This is a genomic window from Leptospiraceae bacterium, from assembly GCA_025059995.1.
Lineage (GTDB): Bacteria > Spirochaetota > Leptospiria > Leptospirales > Leptonemataceae > SKYB61.
The window spans coordinates 25,463-45,030 of record JANXCF010000003.1 but is presented as its reverse complement, the minus strand read 5'-3'; the positions used below and the strand labels follow the sequence as shown (position 1 = coordinate 45,030).

The following is a 19,568-nucleotide window of genomic DNA, read 5'->3' as shown; positions in this document are numbered from 1 at the left end:
ATGCTATGAAAGTCATTATCAAAGTGGAAGGTATGACTTGTCGCCATTGCGAAATGGCAGTAGAAAATGCTGTAAAAAAAATTCCCAACGTCATCAATGCAAAAGCCAATCACCAAAAAAAAGAAGTAGAAGTGGAATACGAACACCGTATCCAACTCGAGGAAATTTATCAAGCCATTGAAGATACAGGTTATACCCCCATTCGAGTTTGAGTATCAGGATTTTTCTTAAAATTCCGATTTTTAATTTAGTGTTTAAATTTTTAATTGTAATTTTATTTTTTCTCATTATTACAAACGAATTATCATCAGAAACCTATGGACTCAAGGATCCCTACTATCCACAGCACCCATCCGGAGAGTTACGTCTAAATTATTACTACGATCGATCAGGTCGTTGGGTAAAATTTTCTGACTGGATACCTAATCATCAAAAGAAATTCCAACCCTTGTTTTTAGAGGATTTTTACTTGTTATACGGTCTAAAAATTGGTTATAATGTTCCAGAGCTCAAAGAGGCTATTTATTATCTATACTTAGCGCTTTCATCAAAATTTCGACATCCAAGAAATGCTCTGTGTAAAATCCAAAACGAAGAAGAATACCATAAATACCGTTTATTAATGTTTATGGAAATTCATTTGTTATTAACAAGAATGTATTTACGTTTGGGTTCTTTATACGATAAAAGGCACTTGTATTTTCATGATTTGGATGTTGCGGATGATTTAGAAGTTTCTTTCCTGATCGCAAGAACGTATTATAACGAAGCTTTGAAATTCTGGCAGAAAGCCAAAGAATATGCAGAAAATGCAAGTGCTTACGTTTTTACGTTGGATTTGGGTTTGATAGAAACCCACCGATATGAAATTATCCATAAGCAATTGGATTTTGAACGTATCATCAAGCGACATTTGAATCGAGTAGAAACAAAATTAGAAATCATTGCTCAGTTTTTAAACCAAGAAGGGCGACCTCGCCCTATAAAACAAAAGATGCTAGACGAGGTCAAAGGCATGTATGATCAAGATTTTTCTTACGAACCTCTCACTGAACCAACACTGAATCCTCACTGGAAAGAAGAACCTTTTTTTCCAGACGAGTGAGGAATTGTTCAAAAAGATTTGCTTCAACTTCTGAAAGATAAGCCAGATTTTCAGAATGATTGGGATCAAAAGAAATAAGTAGTTCATAGATTTCTTTCAGATGTTTTTCTTCTTCTTTGATGACACTCATAATGGAAATATCAGGTAATTTTTTCTTTAAGCGTTCTTCGTAAATTCCAAAAACCAAACTTGCTCGTTCTTCTATTAGATACGTAACATAGGCATAGCAGATAAAACGCAGGTCTTCTCGTTTATAGCTTTGTTTGAAATATCGATATACTTGTAAATCCAATCCATGGAAATAGCGATAAGCTTGAAAACCCAACAAAAGATTGCTATAACGATAATTCATTTCTTGGCTCTTCTCTGGTAAAACTTTCTTCATCATTCTTTTGAAAAAATAAGCATGACGTGCCTCTTCACTTGCATGGGATAGTATTGATTCGTTTATGTATTTTCCTAAGTTTGCTTTGTGGATTTTTCGGGAACCCGAATGTTCTAAAAAGCTCAAAGTATTTAACCATTTTGCATGGAGTTCCGGTTGTTCGATAATTTTTTCTATAATCAATTCTAATTTTCTTATGTGTTCATTTCTTTTTTGCATAGATTGATTTTTTTTGTTTCAACAACAAGACAATTCAATTTTAATCTATGCTGTAGTCTCTCTTTGATAGAGTTTTCCACGCCAAAGCCAAATCAATCCGGCAATAGCAATCACAATACCGACAATTTGACTTTGGGTGAATCCATACCAATGCCAATTTTCGAAGTAGTAGGCCGGAGGATTTCCAGGCCAAAAATTATGATGTATTAAATCCTGACCGTTATAACTCGGATGAGGTAAAATCGGTATCACAGCATCATTGAGGCGAAGAAACTCAACCAAAAACCTTGCAATGCCGTTGTAGATCATCAAGAGAGCTGTCATAAAGCCGGGTTTGAAATTCATGTGACGTCCTTTGAACCACATCCAAGCAAATAAAATCCAACTCAAAACAGCTTCCATCAAGGGAGTATTCCAAACCCGAACCCCCATAGTGCTCATCACAGATTTGGGTCCGTAGACCATTGTAAGCAAAGGAATGTCAACATTCGAGGCATAGCCATAACAACCATCACCACTAATTAAACAACCCATTCTACCAATTCCATAACCAATCGCTAACATCATAGAGTAGATGTCTCCATACGTCCAAGTATCAAGTTTTTTGATTTTTATATGAATGTAGATAAATAGAGCTGCTCCAAAAACTCCTCCATAAAACACCAAACCACCACGACTAAAAAGAGACTCCCACAAGCCAACGGCAATTCCAGGGTATTTTTCTCCCATGCCATGAAAATAAAACAAAACGTATTTAAGGGTAGTCCAAAAGCCTTCAGGATCAGGTATCCAAATCCTTTCCCAAACCTCAAAAACAAATCCAATCTTTGCTCCAATGATGGTTCCGATTACTGATAAAAACACATGGGTTTCTACGGCTTTAGAGTCTAAGTTTTTCCTCATGGCTTCTTTAGCGGCTAAATACGAACCTACTAAAAAAGCCAACATCATCATTAAACTAAACGTAGAGATGGAATTGATGGAAGTTCCAGGAATAGTAAAGCCAAGTGGGATTTCTGCAATCATAAATCACACTCTTTTGGATTTTGAATTTTTAACAACTAAATATTTTTAGATTCCTTGTCAAAAAATTACGATTCGATTAGATTTTCGAGTTCTGGAATGGTTTTGGGAATGGATTCTGACAAAACCCTTGGAACTCCTTTTGAAATCAAAATATTATCTTCTATTCGTATTCCAATCCCTTTCCATTCTTCTGGAACCTCCAAACCATGAGAAAAATACAACCCGGGTTCAATCGTCAAAATCATGTTTTCTTCGAACTTTCTATAAGGCGGTGATGGTTTTTGATGAAATCTTTGGTAATATTGACTTCGGCAGATACGATCATGCTTTTTCTTGAAAGGGAAAAGATAAAATCCCTTGTCATGAACATCATAACCCAACCAATGACCAATCCGATGCATGAAGTATGGTTTATAAAGTTCTTTTACGATGATTTCTTCTATCGAACCCTGAAGGATTTTTTCTTGTTTTAGGAAATCAATAAGCACCAGTAAAGCAGAGTAGTGTACATCTTCAAAACAACTTCCGATTTGGGATACTTCGATAGCTTTCCTTTGAGCCTCCAAAACTACTTCATAGAGCATCTTTTGGATAGAGATAAATTTTCCACTTTTAGGAAAGGTTCTCGTAATATCAGTATTTAGATAATGTTTACTGGCACCTGAATCAATCAGAATTAAGTTTTGTGGGTTTAGCTTATCTCGGTTTTGGACATAGTGAAGGATACAGGCATTTTCCCCCTGAGCAACAATGGGCGGATAAGCAGGTTGAGCATCATGTTTTTTGTAGGTTTCAATTAGTATGGATTCAAGTTCATATTCATACTGGCATGTTTTTAAATTTTTCCATACTTGGTAAAATCCTTCTTTTGTAATTTCCATGATGGATTGTATCTCTTGGATTTCGTATTCTGATTTTTTGATACGAAGTTCAAAAAATAACTCATATGAATGAAAAATCCTCGTAGGGAAATAAACATTAGCTCTTCCCCTTCGGATTTTGTATTCAAGATTTTGAAAAAAATAACGATCTAACTCTTCATTCACTCCAAAAGGAAAATAAACTCTTTTTTTGTTTTCTAAAAAATCAAAGAGCTTGACCTTAAAGGAATCATAAGGATATACATTTTCAATAAATTCTAAATAAGAACGAATCTCTTGATGATTGGGTTTGACACCGGTCCAAATTTCATCCTCAGATTTTGGTTCATTGTAAAACAAGATCACATTCTCAGGTGTGATTATCAATGCCGCAGGAGAAATCTCCAACCCTGTTAAATAAAAAAAATCCGTATTTTGGCGAAAACGGTAATAAATCGAATCATACGACAGAGTGGGGATAGCCGAAATCACAACACAAACGGAATTCCTATCTAAAAAATTCTGCAGCCTCGAAATCCTTTGTTGGAGTTCTTCTTTTGGTATCGGAAAATACAATTTTCTCGGAACTTGCCAGTTGATTTTCGATTCTGCCATCATGTTTCCGTAAGTGCTTTTTTTTGGTAATTAATGATTTCTCCAAATAATACATAAAGACGAAAACTTCCACAAAAAATAATGAATTTTTTTTCTTTTATGTTTTCTATAAATTCCTTTAAATCATGGAAGTAAAGAACTTGATTTTGAGAGGTATTTTGTTCTAAAAACTCAGGCTTTCCTACAATCACTGGGTTGGAAACAAAACTTTGGATTTTGGTCCAACGATAGAGCCGATTTAGATTTTTATAACTTCGATCCTTCAAAAAACCCACCAAAAAAAGAGAATTCTCGGGACCAAGTTCAGCAAATTTTTTCTTTAATGAAACCAAAAAAAAATAAATTGCTGAAACATTATGAGCAACATCATAAATAAAATACTGATTTTGGATTTTGTGTATTTCCAAACGTCCTTGAGGGCTCTTGAGCTCCCGATAAACTTTTAGAGATACTTTTTTTTCTTTCAGATTTTCAAAAACAAAACAGGCAAAACCCTTGAAATTTTCTAAATAGATCCAATGCGGTCGTAAACAAAAATAGTAAATTTTCTCAACATTTATGGGAATTTTTTCTATATAGGGTCTTAGCTGTTGATCTCCGATAAAAAGCTTTTTCGTATTTAAAGAGATAATTCCCAATTTTTCTTTTAGGATTTTCTCGTGGGTAGATCCTAAGATCTTTGTGTGATCCAACTTGATGGTAGTTAAAATCACTACCTCCGGTTCTACTATCTTGGTTGCATCAAGCCTTCCACCTAAACCCGCCTCGTAAATTTGAACTTGAAGATTTTTCTCATAAAACAAATACACACAAAAAATTGTAAGTGCTTCAAAATACGTAAGTTTTTGGTATTCATCTAAAAATTCTGGTTGTAATATCGTTTCAAAAAACTTTTGGTAGTAAAAGTTTAGGGTTTGGATATCCAAGCTCTTTTGCTGGATTTGAATTCTTTCCGTAATGGAAACTAAATGGGGAGAAGTATAAAGTCCAACAGTATCACCATCAAGATAAAATAACTGAGACAAAAAACTTCCTGTAGAACCTTTCCCATTGGTTCCTACGATGCTAATTTTTAATGGCTTGATGGGAAATAAAATTTGAATTTTTTTATAAATTTTTTTTAAAATTAATAGATGTTCCTCGTAAAATGCTTCTGAAAAGTTTCGTGATTTCTCTGGATTGACTCTTTTGTTTAGATCCTCTTCAAAAAAAGTCATTTTAAGTTTTTTAGGATTAACTGCTTGATTTTTTGAATGAGAGGTTCTTCAATTTTTTTTTCTATAAAGAGCTCGCTTTGATAGATTGCCTGATAAAGAAACATCCAATAACCTTCAATTACTGTTGCTTTCTTTTTTTTTGCCAGCTTCAATAGGGGAGTTTCGATGGGATTATACACAATATCCATCACAACTTGATCTTTGTTAATCAAGCCTTCATCGATAAACAATTTTTTTTCTGGAAAGTTTTTCATTCCAATAGGTGTTGTGTTTATGATGATTTCGTAGTTGTCTTCTAATTTTTCGTTTTCGATGAACTCCACTGGGTGTCCCTTAAATTTCTTGAGGAAGTTTTTTCCTTTTTTGGGGTCTCTTCCTGTGATGACGATTCTTTTGGGTTTTTCGTAGTGGATCAAGGCTCCTGTTATGGCACTTGAGGATCCACCATAACCCAAAATCAAAATTGATTTGTCATGAAGAGATGACACTTTTTGTAATGCACGTAGAGCTCCAATGCCATCAGTATTGTAAGCCATAATCTTTTGATCTTTAAACATCAATGTATTACTTGCATGAGTGAATTTCGAAATCTCATCATGCAGATGTGCAATTTCATAAGCAAAACTTTTATAGGGAATCGTTACTGATAGACCCTGAACGTGAAAGTTTTTTAATAATGTTTGAATATATTTTTTTTCGTTTTTGTTGAGTTCTGCAGCAAAAGGAATATATACAGCATTCATTTTATAATGTGAAAATATGTGATTATGGATGATGGGACTTAAACTATGGGATAAAGGATTTCCAATGATACCATATACTTTTGTTTCACCATCGATATTCATAAAGTGATAAATCAGAAAATTTTATTGTCTCTTAATGACAATCTTTTAATCTCGTTAGAAATCATTGAGGAGCCATTATTATGGATGATACCATCATACAAATTCTACAATACATTGCAGAAATCATAGCTTACTCTATTGTGTCTTTCATTGGAGCATGGTATTATTTTGTCTATAAACGAAAAGCTTTGCCCGGTAAACTTATCGGAGCTTGGATAATTGGCTTTATTGGTGCTGTTTTGATTACTTTACTTTCTGGCTCATGGTTTATTCCTTTAGTAAATTGGCTTATGAGTCCCAAGTTCGGTGAAAGCTTTTTTGTTCGTGTGAACTTAATCACCGCTTTTATTGGAGCTTTTGGGATTTTGTGGTTATACAATTACGTAAATCATGATCGAGAACGCAGAGATTAGTTAATTCTTGGCCAACCCGGCGGCAACGAATCATCAAAATTCTGATTTCCTTGTTCTTTTAGTTTGAGTTTTGTGAACATGTCATGAAACATTTTCCCATCCCATGGATTTTCATAAAAAATTTTTACGATTGTGGTTTTTTGATGATCATCAATGATTCTTATATCCACTAATCTTCTTCCGGGCAAAATCAACATTCGAAACCCTAAAACTCCATCGGTATTCTCATTATAGTATTTAACAATTTGAAATTTGAGTTTTGACTCAGAAAGCTCATCGATGAATTTTTGAACAAAATCTTGGATTGCTCCATTGTAATAATAAATCCTTGTTTCGGCATTCAATCCAAAAGAAAGTAAAGCCAAAATAAACAATAAGAATTTCTTTTTCATACCTAAAAACTCGGATTATAACAAAAAAACTTGATAAAAGTGAAACAAAGGTTTTCTTTTAGTTATCGAAATACAAAGAAACATGAAAGAAAACAAATTCAACCAAAATTCCATACAAATAAAAGATTTACTTTTTTTTGATAGTTTAGCTTTATATTACGTATTGCAAGAAACTCCTTTGAATGTTTTAGCCACTGCTTTTCCTGTGATGGATCCGAGACTATCAGCAACGTTGTTAAGTATCTTGAACGAAAAACAAAAAAAGTTATTGTTCTTTGCCATTGAAAGAGAAAAAGACTCCCAAAACCTTCATTCCCAAGAAGCCCTCAAAAGTATTGCAGACATCGCCCAAAATCTTTACGAAAAGGGTTTAATCATCAAACAAGGTATTTATTTTTATGGAAAGAAAAAAGAAATCCCTTAGTTTTGGATCGGTTTTAGTCCCCAAATCTCTTTTGCATATAGCTCAATGGTTCGATCCGAAGAAAATCTTCCAGACCTCGAAGTATTGATTACCATTTTTCGAGTCCACTCTTTTTCATTCTGAAAATCATTTTCTATCGTTCTGTGAGTTTTCCAATAATCATGAAAGTCCGCCAAAAGAAAATAAACATCTCCACCATAGGTTAAAGCATGGAATAGTTCTTGGAATTCTCCTGGTCTCGATGGATTGAATACATTATAAAAAATAGAATCAAGTATTTTCTTGATTACTTCGTCTTTTTTATAGATTTCGACAGGGTTATATTTGGGTCGTAATTCATCTAACTCTTGAATGGTCTTTCCGAAAATATAAATGTTATCGTGTCCTAATTCTTCGAGCATCTCAATGTTTGCTCCATCGAGGGTAGCAATGGTTAATGCCCCGTTGAGCATGAACTTCATATTCCCTGTGCCAGAGGCTTCAGTTCCCGCAGTTGAAATTTGCTCAGATATATCTGCTGCTGGGATGATGAGCTCAGCTAAAGACACCCCATAATTGGGTAAAAATACTACTTTCATTTTATCTCCGATGTCTCTATCATGATTGACTTTATCAGCAACAGCATGAATAAGCTTGATTATTAGCTTTGCTCGATAATAACCTGGAGCTGCCTTACCACTAAAAATAAACACCTTCGGATAATAAGCAGCATCAGGATTTTCTTTCAAATAGAAATAATCGTTAATAATTCTCATCAAGTTTAAATGCTGACGCTTATATTCATGAATTCTTTTTACATGGATGTCAAAGATACTTTGGGGATCAATTTTGATTCCTAAAGTGTTATAAATATACTTTGTCAACTGTAGTTTCTTTTGATACTTTATATCTTTGAACTTTTTTAAAAATTGATTATCATCGAGATAATTCTCAAGTTTTCTTAATAAAGTAAAATCCTTCATCCAATCTGTTCCAATCGCTTCTTGGATTAACTTTACTAATTCTTCATTAGCACTAAACAACCATCGACGAAAAGTAATTCCATTTGTTTTGTTTTGGAATTTTTCTGGAAAGAGTTGATAAAAGTCTTTGAAAACTTTTTTCTTTAATATGTCTGTGTGGATTTCGGAAACACCATTTGTGATCTTTGATCCTACGATAGCTAAATTTGCCATGCGAATCTTTTTAGGAAGTGTTTCCTCAACAAAAGAAACATTTCTTATTATATCTTCACTCACTCCTTTTTGACGAAGTTCTTGCAAGAAATAGTGATTCATTTCATAAATAATCTCTAAGTGTCTTGGAAGTAAATAGCGTAGTAAATCCACATCCCATTTTTCCAATGCCTCAGGCATGACAGTATGATTCGTATATCCAAAGCATTGTTTTGCCAAATCCCAGGCGTATTTGAAATCAAGCTTGTGATCATCAACCAGAATCCTGATGAATTCTGCGATACCAATAGCAGGGTGGGTATCATTCAATTGAAAAAAGATTCTCTCAGGAATTTTGCTATGATCTAATGTCTCTTCTCCATATTCATAAAAAACTTCTACCAAGGCATTATGTATGGTAGCGGAGACTAAAAAATATTCTTGCTTTAATCTTAACTCTCTTCCTTGAAGGTTATTATCATTTGGATAAAGCACTTGGGTAATATTTTCTGAAAAAATCTTCTCTTGGACAGCTTTTACATAATCCCCATGACTGAAAAAATTAAAATCAAATTCTTTCGATGCTTCTGCTTTCCATAAACGTAAATTCACAACTGTGTTCGTTTGAAACCCTGGAATAAGCATATCATAAGCTTGAGCATAGACCTGTTGGTCGGGTATCCATTTTCTTCTTTTTACTCCATGAAAATCAACATATTCCTCAACCCTTCCATAAAATCCAATTGGATATATATATTCTCTTCTTTGGATGAGCCATGGACTAGGAATTTCTAACCAGTGATCAGGATGTTCTACTTGGTTTCCTTGATAAATTTTTTGTTCAAAAATGCCATACTCATACAAAAGACCACAGCCAGTTGCAGGGTAATCCAACGAAGCCAAACTATCTAAAAAACAAGCAGCAAGCCTTCCCAAACCTCCATTTCCTAAACCTGCATCTGGTTCTTCTTCAAAAATTTTTTCTAAATCAAAGCCTAATTCCCTACTTATTTCTTTTGCTAAATCATAGAGTCCTAAGTTGATTAAATTAGCTTTTAGCATTTTCCCCATCAAAAATTCCATGGATAGATAATAGACTTTTTTTGCTTTTTGTTTTTTATAAATTTCACTTATTTCATTCCATCTATCGATAAGATAATCTCTAATTGTATACGCTAATGCTAAAAAGATGTCTTTTTCATGGGTGTTATAAACATACTTTCCTACAGTGTACTCTAAATGATGAACAAGATGTTTTGTAAAAGATTCTTTATCGATTTTTGTTTTTTCTCGAAGTAGAGTTGCAAGTTTACTTTCTATTGATAACATAGCAAAAATTCAATTAATAATCTTCTTGTGTCAATTATTTTTTTTAATTTTTGGTGCTTTCGATATGACAGGATAACGAAACCATCCTCTTGGATCCACATTATAGCTATCTATATGAAAAGAAATAGCAAATCTCTCTCGTTTCCATTGAGATTGCTGCCACAAACGAAAAAAGGTATTAATGTAATTATCTAATTGAGACTCTGAGATGTTTTCTAACACTATAAGAAACTTCTCGAAATAGGGGAGGGAATATTGTATTTGAGGGAGTTTTTTTGTTTTGTAGTTCAGTAGTTTTGTTTTGATTTCCTCAGGAGAAAGAAGTTCTTCGATTGCTAATTTTTCAATCATGGCTAACAATGGATAAGGCATGAGGTCTTTTTCGTCTGTTTGTTTTTTTTCCAATGGTCGTAATTCTGCTGATGGTGGCTGGTTGGCAATCTTCTGAGCAGTCTTGATGGGCTTGGTGTATTTATCCGTATATTTCGAAATAAATTCCAAAAATCCTAAAAGAAAAGGTTTATCAACGCCAGCAATTGGAGCGAGTCCCCCAGAAGTATCACCATCCATCGTTGAGTAACCTACACTTGCTTCACTTCGATTCGAAGTTGTTAACAAGATTGAGTGGGTCAAATTGGCTAAGGTCCAAACGATGGGACTTCGGATGCGAGATTGTAGGTTTTGTAAAATCAAATCATGCTTTTCCCAATCAAACTGAATCGAAAAAGTTTTTTCTAAATGATCCATCAAAAACTCAAACACATTTTGAATATCTAAATTAAAATGATCACTTTGGATTTCTTCTGCTAATTCATTTGCCAATAGAAAAGTCTGTTCTGAGTTTTGCTTTGTTTTTTGATAGATTGTATGTAATACTTTGGGCATAAGGGATTTGATTTGTTCTTCTTCTGTAAGTGAAGAGAAGTCTTCCAAGGATATTGGCAGTTTCGATTTCTTTAGGAAATTTTTTATTCCCATTTCTATGACAGCTTTTCGAACCATTTGGTATACCAAAATGGCACAAACAGAAGAATCAGCTCCACCCGATAAAGAAATCGTAAATCCTTGATTTTGGGTTTTTCTTAAATAATCAAATAATCCAAGCCTTTCTGCATCCAAAAATTCTTGGTATTCATTTTGGTGTTGATTCTCAATCAAAGGCAGTTGTGATACATGACTATAGTCAATGAGAATAAAATTTTCGTTTTTTATTTTTGTTTCTTCGGTTTGAATTGTAGCTTCAAATATGGGTCTTTTTTGAGATAACAAAGGAATTTTTAAGATTTCAATTTGTTTTGTTTTTTTTCTATCATTTCTACGTGAATATATGCGATCTCGTTTGTTGTGTACCTCCCGAAAATCCAAGTTAAAACTTCGAATCACAACATCTGAAAAGCTGAAGCGTTCATTTTCATAGAGCATTTTTCCATTCAAAGAAAGAAGAATACTTCCATCGTAGATGGCTTTCCCTGCTTCATTCCCCAACAAATTCACACTTAAGTAATAACTATATTGATATTGCGAAATAGTGATCGCAATGTTTTTTCTGATATTGTGCTTTCCCAAAGCAAAATGCGAAGCGGAAGGATTCAAAATCAAATCCAAATCATGACCATAAAAACGCAAAGAAGGACGATGAACTACCCAACTATCTTCGCAAATTTCAATAACCATCCGGATGTTAGCAAATTCAAATATTCCCTGACCGAAGTAAAAACCAAACTCTTTTTTGTAAATTTCATGTTGTATCCTTTTCCAATTGGCTTTATATGGCACGAACCATCGGGGTTCATAATGAATACCCTCACCAGCCAAATAACTTTTTGGAACAATAGCCAAGAGCTCACCACTATAAATCGCTGCCATTGTGTTGTATAGATTTCCCCTCATGTAAAAAGGAAGTCCAACAAAAACTAAAGTATTTGGTAATTGTTTGGTATGATTTATGATTAGATATAAATTTTCTAATGATTTTGTTTTTGTGTATGACATCAAAAAACCGTCTTCACAACCATAGCCCGAAATCGTAAGTTCTGGGAACAAAACAACTTTCGCCGTATTATCAAAAGAAAACTTCTCTTTGATGAAATCCAACGAGAAAAGGATTCTTTCTAAATTTCCATCCCAGTCCAGAGCTGTTTGGTTTAATGAAACTCCTATGAGAATCATAAAATCATAATAAGGCATCAAGTATGGCTTTTAATAGGATATAGCCGTCTGTTTTTCCGTTTAGAGGATCGGTGGCTCTTTCAGGGTGTGGCATCATACCCAAGATTTTTTTGTTTTCACTCAAGATACCCGCGATATTTTCCTTTGAGCCATTAACATTGATTTCGTAATAAAAAGCGATCCTTCCTTCGTCCTTGAGCTGTTTGATTGTTTCCTCATCGGCATAGTAATTTCCTTCCGAATGGGAAACTGGTATCCAATAAGTTCGAGATAAATGCTGAAAAGGTTCAAAATTTCCTTTTACGATAGGGACGTCTTTTGCTATGTGGAGTAAATTTTGATTTCGTATCAGAACTCCGGGAAGGAGTTTTGCCTCACAAAGAATTTGAAAACCATTACAAATCCCCAAAATGGGTTTTCCTTTTTTTGCATGTTCATAAACAGAATTCATGGCTTTGGATAATTTGGCTATAGCACCACAGCGAAGATAATCCCCATAAGAAAATCCCCCAGGAAGAACTATCAAATCATAGCCTTTATCATCAAAAGTTTGATTATGCCATAAAATGGAAGTTTTAATCGAAAAAAAATTCTCCAAAACATATTGAACATCTCGATCACAGTTTGAACCAGGAAAAGTAATAACACCTGCTTTCACTTTTTTGTAGTATGGGATATGATTTCGTAATGATAGGTTTCAATTACTTCGTTCACTAAGAGCTTTTTACACATTTCATCTGTCATGGTTTTTATTACTTCAGGATTGGTTTCATTGATCCAAAGTTGAAGGAATTTCCCCATGCGAACATTCTCCACTTGATGGTATCCTAAATCTTTAAGGCTTTTTAAGATAGTCATTCCTTGCGGATCCAAAACAGATTCTTTAAGTGTTATATAAATACGAACTTCGAACACAAAAACAACTTTTTTTGGTTTAAATCCATGACAAACAAAATTAACTATGCGATCACTTGACAAAGGATTTATCCATGTTTTTTTCTTTATATGTTAAGGTTAGTCTTTCTTAAGATTTTGTTTTTGTTTGTTCTTTTTGGAACATTCAATTGTAAAGAGAAGCCTGAGCAAAATCAAAACCATCAAAATAACCCAGACCATGTTGTTAACATAGGAATAGTTGGATTGAAAGATTTGAATTTCGAGTATCCCATTTATGTTTATGAAAAACCGAATTTAAGCTCAAAAGTCATATTTCGCATTTCAGAAGAAGAGTGGGTTAAAGTTTATGATCCATATACATTAAGCGAATGGAAAAAAATTGAAATCCAAAACCAGATTGGGTATGTCCAACAAGAGTTTGTTTCGTTTCTTCCCGAGTTTGCTAAAATAGAAAATAAAATTCCAAATCTTAGTAATTTGACTTTTGGTATTGATATAGGTCTTTGTGATGGCACTCCCCATGCAGGGTATGATATTTATTGGAAATTCAAAGACAAAGATCAGTTTGTAAATTACATGGCAGATTATGATAGCGAAATCGATTATCATCTTTCTCACATGGTGGCTGATGAAGAAGGAAGATTGATTTCACTTGTTGAAACGTATCAATATGGAACGTACGAAATCAAAGATAATCAAATTCTTCTTCACATAAAAAAAGAAAAGACCATTGAACAGCATCATGATTGTTCTGAATGGGATAAAAAAAATCCCGAGATATGCATTAAACCATCAAAACCAAAAATCATCGAAAACACAAAAGACATAAACCGAACCATCAGAGCTTTCCCCGTGGGTTGTTATGTAAATGAAAAAAGGGAATCTTATGGTTTTTGGATACCCATGTTCAACGAAGTTTATATTTTAAGAAAAGAAAAATTCTAAATTTTGTTTGCCTTTATTTGTTCTATGATATTTTTTCCTTATGCAAACACAGACTGTTGATAGTATCAAAATCATCGATGCACACTACGTAAGAGAAGGAATTGCTTGTTGCTACTTAATGATAGAAGAAGATAGAGCAGCAATTATCGAAACCAATACCAACTATGCGGTTCCTTATATCTTAGAGGAAATGAAAAATTCTTCTATCAAGCTTGAGAATGTTGATTATGTAATTATTACGCATGTTCATTTGGATCATGCAGGTGGTGCAGGAAAACTCATGGAACTTTTTCCTAACGCAAAGCTTTTAGCACACCCAAGGGCTGCAAGACACATGATCGATCCCAGTCGTTTGATCCAAAGTTCCATCCAAGTCTATGGGGAAGAAAGATTTAGACAACTTTATGGAGAAATCCTTCCGATAGAAGAAAGCCGAGTTCAAGTCATTGAAGACGGAGAAGAAATTACATTTGGATCAAGAAAATTGAAGTTCTTGCATACCAAAGGTCATGCCAACCATCACTTCGTGATCTACGACTCCAAAACCAATGGCGTATTCAGTGGAGATTCTTTTGGCTTGGCATACCCGGCTTTACAAGAAAAAGGACTTTTTATCGTGCCAACGACGACCCCCACGGATTTCGATCCTCAAGAAGCCTACCTTTCGATAGATAAAATCTTAGAGACAAAATGTGATAAGGTTTTTTTAACTCATTATGGCATGATTCAAGATCTAGAAAATGCCAAAAACCAACTCAAGGAAGGACTCAAATTCTCAGAAGAGCTCCTTGACTGGTGCGTAAAAAGTAATAAATCCCAAGAAGAACAACATCAACAGGTCAAAAACGAACTCATGGAATATTTCAGGACAAAATTGAAACAACTGGGAATGATGGAAACTGAGGAACGCCGTTTCTTATTCGAGATGGATGCAGAACTAAACGCCATGGGGATTGTTTACGCAGCCCAACGAAAAAAGAAAACCTAATGCGACATAATTCCTATTATCGGAAGTAAAAAATTCCATAACTTGACTAACTAATCAGTTAAATTTAATTTAGAATATTATGAACATTGCAAGGCTTTCTATCAAGCGACCAGTTTTCATCACAAGCATATTTATTTTTACGATCTCAGTGGGTTATATTTCTTTGACACGGCTTGGAGTGGATATTTTTCCTAATGTTTCTTTTCCTTTTATTGTTGTTAGCACAATTTATCCTGGAGCTGGACCAGAAGAAGTCGAAGAATTGATTTCCCGCCCCATAGAAGAAGAATTAAGCACACTGCCCGGGATAAAACACGTAACCTCGAGGAATCAAGAAAGTTTTTCTTTGGTGATTGCTGAGTTTTCCTTGGATACGGATGTTCGTTATGCAGAGCAATTAGTGAAAAACGCAATTGACAAAGTCAAGATAAATTTCCCTGAGGACGCAGAAGAACCTTTGGTTTCTCGTTTTGACCCAGCGGATCAACCTGTTTACATTTTAGCCCTCAAAGGAAATTTACCCCCTGCTGAGCTCTATGATGTGGCGTATTATGAAATCAAACCCCGATTTGAGCAAATTCCCAACGTGGGAGGTGTTCGTATCTTAGGAGGACAAAAACGAGAAATCCACATCGAAGTAGATAAAGACAAACTGAACTTTTATCGCCTACCCTTATTACTTTTAGCGGAAAGAATCAAAAACTATGGAACCAATATACCCGCAGGAAAAATTGATCTTTCTCAAGAAGAACTGAACTTTCGCACAATAGGAGAATTTCGAAGCCTTAAAGAAATCGAAAATGCTACGATATTTTTTGGAGATCTCGGAAGCTCTATTCAGATTAAAGACATTGCAACAGTTCGTGATGGTTTAGAAGACAAAACTACCATCACTTACTTATACAACAAAGACGAAGGAATAAGTCCGGCAATCTTTATTCAGATCTACAAGCAATCAGGAACGAATACCGTAGAGGTAGTCCATAAAGTAAAGAAAACCATAGAAACCTTAAACCAAGAGCTAAAAACCAAACCGGGAAACTTGGTTTTGTATCAAGTTCGAGATGGGGCTAAATGGATTGAACTCAATGTAGAAGATGTAGCGATCGCCATTTACATCGGGATTTTTCTTACGATTGTGATTGTTTATCTATTTTTGGGGAATTTTCGTTCTACCATTATCACCGCAGTGGCTATCCCAAATTCTTTGTTAGGGGCATTCATCTTAATGTATGTTGCAGATTTTACCATAAATGTGATGACACTTTTATCTTTGTCTTTGAGTATTGGGCTTTTGATTGATGATGCCATTGTTGTAAGGGAAAACATCTTCCGACACATGGAGATGGGAAAACCACCCGTTGAAGCAGCTGAAAAAGGAACAATGGAGGTTCTTTTAGCAGTAGTGGCTACTTCTGCCACTGTGATTGCTGTATTTTTGCCGATTGGCTTTCTTACAGGAATTGTTGGGCAGTTTTTCAAAGAATTTGGTTTGACGGTTGTATTTGCAATGCTCATTAGCTTGTTTGATGCTGTCACGATGGCACCCATGCTCTCGGCATACTTCGGTGGACACATCTCAGAAAAGAAGTATCTCATCATTCGCTATTTCGAACGGCTACAAGATTGGTTGGATGTTCAATATGAACGAACCATCGACTTTACACTGAGGCATAAAATCTTTGTTATTACGATATTTCTCGTTGTATTCATTTTGAGCTTGGTTTCTTCTTTGTTTGTGCAAAAAACATTTCTTCCTCAGTTTGACTCGGGTGAGTTTTTGATGACTTTTGAACTACCACCTGGCTCATCTCTCCAAGCAACCGAAAAAGTGGCATTAGAGCTCTATCAAAAGGTATCACGACATCCCGAGGTCCAAAAGTTATTCATCACGATTGGGACAAATACAGGAGAATCCAACCAAGCCATCATAGGTGTAGAAATGGTTCCTTCCACCCAAAGAAATCTCACCACTACGGAATTTAAGGACCTGTTACGAGAAGAACTTCAAGACTACGCAAAATACCGACTTCAAATCTCTGACTACAATCCCGTCACAGGAGGTGTGGATTATCCTTATCAATTGATTTTCAAAGGGAATGACATCGTAGCACTTGATGAATATGTAAGAAAACTTTTACCAGAACTTCAAACTATCCAGGATCTTACGGACTTTGATACCTCATATCGACCCGGAAAACCAGAGTTCCAAATCAAGATTGATCCTCAAAAAGCTCAATTACTTGGGGTTGTTCCAGCACTGGCAGGTTTAGAACTACGATATTTTGTTGAAGGTGTAAAGGTGGCAAAGTTCCGAGAAAATGGTAATGAGTATTACGTTCGACTTCGACTCAAACCCGAGCAACGAAATCTGCAAAAATATTATGAAACCTTGTATGTTCCAAACTTGAATTTTCAACCCGTCAAACTTTCTGAGATCAGTGAACTGAAAAATACGTATGCTCCAGCCAATATCCTTCGAAGAGACCGATCCCGGATCATCGAGGTCAATGCCCAGTTAGCTCCAGGTGGTGCATTGCAATCTGCTGAAGAGAAGACCAGAGAAATCATCAAAAAAAATCCCCCACCCCCTGGGATTAGCTATGAATTTATCGGTCAAACTGAGGACTTCAAGGATTTAGTAAAAAACATCATCGTCGCATTTGGCTTAGCATTACTATTTATCTACTTGGTTCTGGCTTCTTTGTATGAGTCTTTCATCATCCCTATCACAATCCTTTTTGCTATCCCACCTGCCATTAGTGGAGCATTTTTTTCTCTTCTCATCACCGGGGAAATGCTCAATCTTTTTAGTATGATTGGTTTGATTTTACTTATGGGGCTTGTGACAAAAAATTCAATCTTGATGGTGGATCGGGCTATGCAAAATATACGAGAAAAAGGAATGACCAAAGACGAAGCCATCAAAGAAGCAGGTATGGTTCGACTTCGTCCCATCTTGATGACCTCTTTTGCTATGATTGGTGGAATGCTTCCTGTGGCGTTGGGACTTCATGGAGAAATCTCTAAAAGTAGAACAGCGATGGGAATCGCGGTCGTGGGAGGCTTACTTTTTTCTACGTTTGTAACGGTTGTTTTAGTCCCTGCTATTTTTTCTTATTTTGAGACCCTACGAGAAAAATTGAGTGAATTTTACGCTAAAATCAAGTAGTTATATTTCCATTTTTGACAAAATTGTTTTCTAAATCAATCTTCAAGATTTCCAAGAACTTCACGATGTCTTCTATGAGAAGGTCTTGGTTTTCTTGTTTTTCAAAATGATTAAAAGTTTCTTCTAACGAAGTCTGAAGGATTTTGTTCAGCCGTTCTAATCCTTCTGGACTATTGAAGGAAGCCTCAAGCCCTTCTCTAACTGTTGTGTGAATGTTAAGTAATAACAAACGAACCACAGGTCCAATGGGAGAAAGAAGATACGGTTCTGCCGCACGATTAATGGAAAAATGCACCATTTCGGTAATCAGGGGTTCTAAACGTGGCATGACTTTAAAGCTGAAGATTTCCATTTGTTTTTTTAAAATCGTTTGCAAGACTTCAATGGTTTGGGGTTCTAATTGAAATTTTCCTTTTTGGGCAATCTGGGATTTGGTTTGTTCAATGATATTCAAAAGCACCAAACCTGAGATTTCATCCGCAATCACCTTAGCATTTTCGTGAATGATTTCAGGTAAAATCCCTTCATCAGGAAGAAAACGGTTTCTCCTCATACGAACATAAATAGGAATGATACGAAGAAGCCGAAACCACGTATTATGATGCGGAGGATATAAATTAAAAATTTCATAAAAGTGATGAACGGGAAACAAGTACCACCTCGAGTATCTTCGAGCCGTCAAAATCCATCTTCCCAGAAAATCGAACCAGAAAAACAAAACAAACCAACGATCAATCTTAAAGAAATAGTCTTTTAACTCTCCATCTTCATCAATCCAACGAAAGTAATTTTCTCTAATGTAGATTAAAATTTCTTTATCGAAATATTCGAATTCTTGGATATAACGATCATTATCCAAATTTTTTCTAGAGAAAAACTCACGGAATGATTGTTTTGCAGAGTTTTCGGGATTGGGTTTGTATGCCCTCATTTTGTTTTTGATTTTTTCTAAAACCCCATCTTTCCCTGCAATGTAAAAATGACTATCCACTCCTCGTTTATCAATCATTTCATCTGTAAGGGATGTGAGAATTTGAAGTTGTCTATCAATTTCTCTTTCAATACCAAGGCGTTCAATAGGGGTAGCACCAGCAAGTTTTGGATAAAGTTCTTTGAGCTTTTGGTATTCCTCTTCAAAACGTAAATTAAATCGATGTGGTTCAATCCCCTTTAAAGAATCCCATAATGAAATAATATCAAATCGGGATTTCCATTGTTCTGGATAGTAATGTAGCAATATATCCCTCAATGTTCCATGATAATAAGGCAATTTGTATAAATACAAAGCATCAAAGACGACAATTAAATAATTTGCGATAGAAACCAAAATAAAGACAATCTCATAAACTTTGACAAACGACAATTGATTCTGTTTTGCGTTCATAATATTGAAAATTTTCTTAGTAAATTTTT

At 34.9% G+C, this 19,568-nt stretch carries 18 protein-coding genes; 7 read left to right on the top strand and 11 right to left on the bottom strand.

Annotated features, from left to right (window positions below):
* The first annotated feature begins 5 nt into the window (after positions 1 to 5).
* Together NZ853_04815 and NZ853_04810 are read left to right on the top strand one after the other, a co-directional pair.
* Positions 6 to 212 carry a cation transporter gene (locus tag NZ853_04815; GenBank protein MCS7204996.1) on the top strand — a complete coding sequence of 69 codons (207 nt, stop codon included), beginning with the start codon at positions 6 to 8 and terminating at the stop codon, positions 210 to 212.
* A 38-nt stretch (positions 213 to 250) separates the two neighbouring features.
* On the top strand, positions 251 to 1,105 hold the full coding sequence (locus tag NZ853_04810) for a hypothetical protein (GenBank protein ID MCS7204995.1): 855 nt from the start codon (positions 251 to 253) through the stop codon (positions 1,103 to 1,105).
* On the opposite strand, the gene NZ853_04805 is transcribed toward NZ853_04810, so the two are convergent.
* The 5 genes from NZ853_04805 to aroE all read right to left on the bottom strand — a co-directional run bounded on the left by NZ853_04805 (position 1,047) and on the right by aroE (position 6,272).
* Positions 1,047 to 1,709 (bottom strand): hypothetical protein, encoded by a 663-nt coding sequence (locus tag NZ853_04805; protein MCS7204994.1) that lies wholly within the window; start codon positions 1,707 to 1,709, stop codon positions 1,047 to 1,049. The two genes, NZ853_04810 and NZ853_04805, sit on opposite strands and share 59 nt — an antisense overlap.
* 45 nt (positions 1,710 to 1,754) lie before the next feature.
* A complete protein-coding gene (locus tag NZ853_04800) occupies positions 1,755 to 2,735 on the bottom strand; it encodes a prolipoprotein diacylglyceryl transferase (protein ID MCS7204993.1) in 981 nt (326 codons plus the stop codon).
* A gap of 65 nt (positions 2,736 to 2,800) precedes the next feature.
* Entirely contained in the window at positions 2,801 to 4,213 is a 1,413-nt protein-coding gene (locus NZ853_04795) for an aminopeptidase P family protein (protein ID MCS7204992.1), read from the bottom strand.
* On the bottom strand, positions 4,210 to 5,427 hold the full coding sequence (locus NZ853_04790; GenBank protein MCS7204991.1) for a Mur ligase family protein: 1,218 nt from the start codon (positions 5,425 to 5,427) through the stop codon (positions 4,210 to 4,212). The genes NZ853_04795 and NZ853_04790 overlap by 4 nt, the downstream gene beginning before the upstream one ends.
* A complete protein-coding gene (gene aroE / locus NZ853_04785; protein MCS7204990.1) occupies positions 5,424 to 6,272 on the bottom strand; it encodes a shikimate dehydrogenase in 849 nt (282 codons plus the stop codon). Before aroE ends, NZ853_04790 begins: the two co-directional genes overlap by 4 nt.
* 80 nt (positions 6,273 to 6,352) lie before the next feature.
* Between aroE and NZ853_04780 the strand changes: the two genes are divergently transcribed.
* Entirely contained in the window at positions 6,353 to 6,685 is a 333-nt protein-coding gene (locus NZ853_04780) for a hypothetical protein (protein ID MCS7204989.1), read from the top strand.
* On the opposite strand, the gene NZ853_04775 is transcribed toward NZ853_04780, so the two are convergent.
* The gene (locus tag NZ853_04775; protein MCS7204988.1) at positions 6,682 to 7,077 is read right to left on the bottom strand and encodes a hypothetical protein; all 396 of its coding nucleotides are present in this window, start codon (positions 7,075 to 7,077) and stop codon (positions 6,682 to 6,684) included. The two genes, NZ853_04780 and NZ853_04775, sit on opposite strands and share 4 nt — an antisense overlap.
* Before the next feature lie 82 nt (positions 7,078 to 7,159).
* Between NZ853_04775 and NZ853_04770 the strand changes: the two genes are divergently transcribed.
* Positions 7,160 to 7,501 (top strand): hypothetical protein, encoded by a 342-nt coding sequence (locus tag NZ853_04770; protein ID MCS7204987.1) that lies wholly within the window; start codon positions 7,160 to 7,162, stop codon positions 7,499 to 7,501.
* Here the strand turns inward: NZ853_04770 and NZ853_04765 are convergent.
* Genes NZ853_04765 through purS form a run of 4 tightly spaced genes read right to left on the bottom strand, consistent with a single transcriptional unit; the run spans position 7,498 to position 13,131 of the window.
* The gene (locus tag NZ853_04765; protein MCS7204986.1) at positions 7,498 to 9,984 is read right to left on the bottom strand and encodes a glycogen/starch/alpha-glucan phosphorylase; all 2,487 of its coding nucleotides are present in this window, start codon (positions 9,982 to 9,984) and stop codon (positions 7,498 to 7,500) included. The two genes, NZ853_04770 and NZ853_04765, sit on opposite strands and share 4 nt — an antisense overlap.
* A 30-nt stretch (positions 9,985 to 10,014) precedes the next feature.
* Positions 10,015 to 12,153 carry an NAD(+) synthase gene (nadE, locus tag NZ853_04760; protein MCS7204985.1) on the bottom strand — a complete coding sequence of 713 codons (2,139 nt, stop codon included), beginning with the start codon at positions 12,151 to 12,153 and terminating at the stop codon, positions 10,015 to 10,017.
* A 4-nt stretch (positions 12,154 to 12,157) separates the two neighbouring features.
* On the bottom strand, positions 12,158 to 12,811 hold the full coding sequence (gene purQ / locus NZ853_04755; GenBank protein MCS7204984.1) for a phosphoribosylformylglycinamidine synthase subunit PurQ: 654 nt from the start codon (positions 12,809 to 12,811) through the stop codon (positions 12,158 to 12,160).
* Complete coding sequence (gene purS / locus NZ853_04750; GenBank protein ID MCS7204983.1) at positions 12,808 to 13,131, bottom strand: phosphoribosylformylglycinamidine synthase subunit PurS; 324 nt, start codon at positions 13,129 to 13,131, stop codon at positions 12,808 to 12,810. Before purS ends, purQ begins: the two co-directional genes overlap by 4 nt.
* A gap of 27 nt (positions 13,132 to 13,158) precedes the next feature.
* On the opposite strand from purS, the gene NZ853_04745 reads away from it, so the two are divergent.
* From NZ853_04745 to NZ853_04735, 3 genes are all read left to right on the top strand, one after another.
* Positions 13,159 to 13,995, top strand: a complete 837-nt coding sequence (locus NZ853_04745) for a hypothetical protein (GenBank protein ID MCS7204982.1) — start codon at positions 13,159 to 13,161, stop codon at positions 13,993 to 13,995.
* A gap of 40 nt (positions 13,996 to 14,035) precedes the next feature.
* A complete protein-coding gene (locus NZ853_04740; protein ID MCS7204981.1) occupies positions 14,036 to 14,983 on the top strand; it encodes an MBL fold metallo-hydrolase in 948 nt (315 codons plus the stop codon).
* 79 nt (positions 14,984 to 15,062) lie between these two features.
* Complete coding sequence (locus tag NZ853_04735; GenBank protein MCS7204980.1) at positions 15,063 to 18,155, top strand: efflux RND transporter permease subunit; 3,093 nt, start codon at positions 15,063 to 15,065, stop codon at positions 18,153 to 18,155.
* Here NZ853_04735 and NZ853_04730 read toward each other — a convergent pair.
* The gene (locus NZ853_04730; protein ID MCS7204979.1) at positions 18,148 to 19,539 is read right to left on the bottom strand and encodes a hypothetical protein; all 1,392 of its coding nucleotides are present in this window, start codon (positions 19,537 to 19,539) and stop codon (positions 18,148 to 18,150) included. The two genes, NZ853_04735 and NZ853_04730, sit on opposite strands and share 8 nt — an antisense overlap.
* Positions 19,540 to 19,568 lie beyond the last annotated feature (29 nt).